We start from the raw sequence: 4,419 nt of genomic DNA, 5'->3' as shown, positions 1-4,419 counted from the left end.
ACACGGAACACCGGGCGGGTGGGACCCGCCCGGTGTTCCGTGTGCCGTGGCTCCGCGATCCGTGCCCCGCGCGCTCCCGGCCCGCGGTCCGTCGCCGGTGACCCGGGGTCAGCCGCCGGTGACCGCGCCGGCGTCGCCGCCGCCCACCGCGCCGCCGTTCTCCGTGCCGCCCTCGTCGCCACCGTCCCCCGGGTCGGGCACCGACGGGGACTCCGGCGGGTTCTCCGGCTCGGTGTCCGTCGGCGTCGTCTGGACGTCCGTCGGCTCGCCCGTCGGCTCCTCGGGCTGCTGCTGGCTCTGCGTCGGGGCCGGGGTCGGGTTGTACGACGGGACGAAGCCGCCGCCCCCGGAGCCGCTGCCGGTGCCGGTGTCCGTGTTCGGCGCCTCCGGCTCCTGGGTGTCGTCGTCCTCCTCCGGCGACTCGCTGGCCTTCTCCTTCTCGCTGGGCTGCACGGAGGACGGCGCCTTGGAGGGTTCCTTGTCGTTCTTCTCGCCCCCGCCGCCGCCGTTCAGCGCCAGCGCGACGCCCGCGACGACGGCGATCACCGCGAGCACCGCGAGGATCCACAGCTTGCCGCGGCCGTCGCCCCGGTTGCCGCCGCCCTCGAACCCGCCGTCGTCCCCGTTGCCGTACCGGTTGGGGAGGATCGGCTGCGGGATGGCCGCGGTGCCGGAGGCGTCCGGGTGGGGCATCGCCGTGGTGCCCGCGAAACCCGCCGCCGGGGTGTGCCGGCCGTCGTGCACGTCGACCACGCCGGTGTTCCAGGTGCCGGTGTGGCCGCCCTGGTCGTAGAGCATCTGCAGCCCGTACTGGACCAGCCCGCGCATCTCCTCCGCCGTCTGGAACCGGTCGTCCGGCTCCTTGGAGAGTGCGCGCATGACAAGCCCGTCCAGTTCCGGCGGGCTGGCGTCCGAGACCTCCGACGGGGGCGTGGGGATGTCCTGCACGTGCTGGTAGACCACGGACAGCGGCGTCTCACCGGTGAACGGGGGCCGCAGCGCCAGCAGTTCGTACAGCATGCAGCCGGTCGCGTACAGGTCGGACCGGTGGTCGACGGCCTTGCCCAGCGCCTGCTCGGGGGAGAGGTACTGCGGGGTGCCCATGACCATGCCGGTCTGCGTCATCGTCGTGGACGCGCCGTGCAGCGCGCGGGCGATGCCGAAGTCCATCACCTTCACCGCGCCGTTGTGCGTGATGATGACGTTGGCGGGCTTGATGTCGCGGTGCACGATGCCGTGCTGGTGCGAGTAGGCCAGCGCCTCCAGGACGCCGGAGACGATGATCAGCGCCTGTTCGGGGCCGGGCGCCTCGGCGTTGATGAGGAGATCGCGGATCGTGCGGCCCTCGACGATCTCCATGACGATGTACGGGACGGCCTGGCCGCCCACGATGTCCTCGCCGGAGTCGTACACGGCGACGATCGCGTGGTGGTTGAGACCGGCCACCGACTGCGCCTCACGCGTGAAACGCGCTTTGGCGATCGGGTCCTCGGCCAGATCGGCGTGCATCAGCTTGACGGCGACCATCCGCCCGAGCCGCACGTCCTCCGCGGCGAACACCTCGGCCATGCCGCCCCGGCCGAGTCTGTGCGTCAGCCGGTAACGTCCGTCACCGACAAGCCCGCCGTTGCCCCAGTTGTCCGGCGCGTCCGACATGCCGCCGCCAGTCGCCTCGGGGTCGGACGGGCCCTGAGAGCGCTGCTGCTGTGCCATCAGTCCTCGCCGTCGTTTCTGCCCGCGGTGCGCGCGGTGTTGTCACGGTCTCCGTCGGCCACGCTACAGCCTTCACGCCGGCCTCAGGTCCGGGACGGGCTGCCAGGAACAGGCAGGAGACGGACCGGCCATGAAACCCGCAATCCATATCGTCGTGCAAATTCCGAGCACCGTCCTCACCTCCCCTGTAACGCTTCCGCGACGCTTCCGTCCCGTACGGTCACGGAACGGGCCCCACGCTTGACGTGCCGGGGGCCTGGGGCAGACTTGGCCGGGTGGAGCGCAGGAGATCCACGAGGAACCGGTCACCGAGGGCAGTGCCGGAGAGGCTACGGGGGAAGCGGAACATGAGCCAGGACGGCGCGCGGGACCACGACGCGGGACGGGCGCTCGCCGGCGGCCGCTACCAACTGCGGGACCTGCTCGGCCAGGGTGGCATGGCCTCCGTCCACCTCGCGTACGACAGCGTGCTCGACCGCCAGGTCGCGATCAAGACCCTGCACACGGAACTCGGCAGGGAGCAGGCCTTCCGCGAACGTTTCCGCCGCGAGGCGCAGGCCGTGGCGAAGCTCACGCACACCAACATCGTCTCGGTCTTCGACACCGGCGAGGACGAGGTGGGCGGCATGACGACGCCGTACATCGTCATGGAGTACGTCGAGGGCCGCCCGCTCGGCTCCGTGCTCGACGAGGACGTGCGGCAGCTGGGCGCGATGCCCGCCGACAAGGCGTTGAAGATCACCGCGGACGTGCTGGCCGCCCTGGAGATCAGCCACGAGATGGGCCTGGTCCACCGGGACATCAAGCCGGGCAACGTGATGATGACCAAGCGCGGCGTGGTCAAGGTGATGGACTTCGGCATCGCCCGTGCCATGCAGTCCGGCGTGACCTCGATGACGCAGACCGGCATGGTCGTCGGCACCCCGCAGTACCTCTCCCCCGAGCAGGCGCTCGGGCGGGGCGTCGACGCCCGTTCCGACCTGTACTCGGTCGGCATCATGCTCTTCCAACTGGTCACCGGGCGGCTCCCGTTCGACGCCGACTCGCCGCTGGCCATCGCGTACGCGCACGTGCAGGAGGAGCCGCCGCTCGCCTCCTCCGTCAACCGCTCGCTGCCCCCGGCCGTGGACGCGCTGATCACCCGCGCGCTGAAGAAGAACCCGAACGAGCGTTTCCCCAGCGCCGAGGTCATGCGCGGCGAGTGCCTGCGGGTGGGCCAGTCCTTCCGGGCGGCCCCGCCGAGCATCGTCCCCGGCACGCCCGGGCAGAGCGGCGCGGGCGTCGGCTCCGCGGTCTTCCCGCCCGTCGACGGGTCGGCACCGGCGGCCCCGGGCGGCGTCCACACGCCGTACACGCCGGGCCCGCTCCCGCACCACACCCCGAACCCGTACGGCACCCCGGCCACGCCGAACCCGGCCCCGGCGTACGGCTACCCGCAGCAGGGCGCCCCGCAGGGCGGCTACGCGACACCCCACTCCCCGTACGGCACGCACCAGGGCGGTCCGTCGACACCGCCGCCGTACCACCTGTCGCCCCAGGGTCCGGGAGCGGGCGGCCCGGGCGGCGGCAGGAACAACAAGCCGGCGATCATCGCTTCGGTCGCCGTGTCCGTCCTCGCCGTCGGCGGCCTGATCGCGGTGCTGCTGGCCAACGGCGGCGACGAGAACGACAAGGCCGGTGACACCGGCGCGTCGGCGTCGGCCTCCCGGGCGGCCGGCCACCGCGGCCCCGACCTCTCCCGGACGATCGACCCGGATGAGTGCACGGAGCCGAAGGAGGCCTACAACGACGAGGACAAGGTCGAGCTCCCGAACCTGAAGTTCAAGCACATCAAGTCGGTCAAGGAATGCTTCCAGGCCGCCGGATGGGACCTGAAGGTGCGGAACGTCGACGAGAACACGTACGGCGAGGGGGCGGTCATGAAGCAGTTCCCCGCCGCCGGCACGGCCGTCGACCCCGAGGAGATGCCCAGGATCCAGCTCGACGTCTCCACGGGCAACCCGCCGACCGGCTGAACCCTCGCGTGCACGCGGAAGGGGCCCGGCTCCCGAGCCGGGCCCCTTCCGCACGTCCTGCCGACGCCCCGCCGGAGCGGGGCGCGGACGACTGCGGGGACTACAGGTAGGGGCCGCCCGCGCGGCCGCCCAGCGGGGGCTCCTCGGCCCCGCCGTCACCGGCGCCCGGCGGGAGGGCGCGGCGCATCTGCTCCAGCTGGGCGCGCGCGGCCATCTGCTGGGCGAAGAGCGTGGTCTGGATGCCGTGGAAGAGGCCCTCCAGCCAGCCCACCAACTGGGCCTGCGCGATCCGCAGCTCGGCGTCGCTCGGGGTGGCCTCGTCCGTGAAGGGCAGCGAGAGCCGCTCCAGCTCCTCGACCAGCTGGGGCGCGAGTCCGTCCTCCAGCTCCTTCACCGAGCTGGCGTGGATCTCCTTGAGCCGGACCCTGCTGGCCTCGTCCAGGGGAGCCGCGCGCACCTCCTCCAGCAACTGCTTGATCATGCTGCCGATCCGCATGACCTTCGCGGGCTGCTCCACCTGCTCCGTCACCGGGACCTCGCGGGAGTCCTCGTCCCCCGTGGCCCCGCCGAGCGCCATCCCGTCCTGGCCGACGACCAGGACCTGCGGATTGTCCGGCGACCGTTCGTTCCTCGGCATCTCCATGGGTCCATTCTCTCGCACGCCCGCCGCACACCTCCGGGGCCCCCTGAC

3 protein-coding genes are annotated in these 4,419 nt (G+C 72.3%); 1 reads left to right on the top strand and 2 read right to left on the bottom strand.

What is annotated here, in order from left to right; translation table 11 throughout:
* Positions 1 to 108 precede the first annotated feature (108 nt).
* Positions 109 to 1,713, bottom strand: a complete 1,605-nt coding sequence (locus AOK18_RS22345) for a protein kinase domain-containing protein (protein WP_055695503.1) — start codon at positions 1,711 to 1,713, stop codon at positions 109 to 111.
* Positions 1,714 to 2,060: 347 nt separating this feature from the next.
* On the opposite strand from AOK18_RS22345, the gene AOK18_RS22340 reads away from it, so the two are divergent.
* On the top strand, positions 2,061 to 3,728 hold the full coding sequence (locus tag AOK18_RS22340; protein ID WP_055695502.1) for a protein kinase domain-containing protein: 1,668 nt from the start codon (positions 2,061 to 2,063) through the stop codon (positions 3,726 to 3,728).
* A 100-nt stretch (positions 3,729 to 3,828) separates the two neighbouring features.
* Here AOK18_RS22340 and AOK18_RS22335 read toward each other — a convergent pair whose 3' ends face one another.
* Positions 3,829 to 4,371, bottom strand: a complete 543-nt coding sequence (locus AOK18_RS22335) for a bacterial proteasome activator family protein (protein ID WP_055571896.1) — start codon at positions 4,369 to 4,371, stop codon at positions 3,829 to 3,831.
* Positions 4,372 to 4,419 lie beyond the last annotated feature (48 nt).

Source organism: Streptomyces prasinopilosus (genome assembly GCF_001419695.1).
GTDB classification, from domain to species: domain Bacteria; phylum Actinomycetota; class Actinomycetes; order Streptomycetales; family Streptomycetaceae; genus Streptomyces; species Streptomyces prasinopilosus.
The sequence above is the reverse complement of the archived record's forward strand: the minus strand, read 5'-3'. Positions and strand labels throughout refer to the sequence as shown.

Bases quoted from the DNA above. Each gene is read 5' to 3' on its own strand.
- AOK18_RS22345 (WP_055695503.1), bottom strand. From the start codon at position 1,713: ATGGCACAGCAGCAGCGCTCTCAGGGCCCGTCCGACCCCGAGGCGACT.
- AOK18_RS22340 (WP_055695502.1), top strand. From the start codon at position 2,061: ATGAGCCAGGACGGCGCGCGGGACCACGACGCGGGACGGGCGCTCGCC.
- AOK18_RS22335 (WP_055571896.1), bottom strand. From the start codon at position 4,371: ATGGAGATGCCGAGGAACGAACGGTCGCCGGACAATCCGCAGGTCCTG.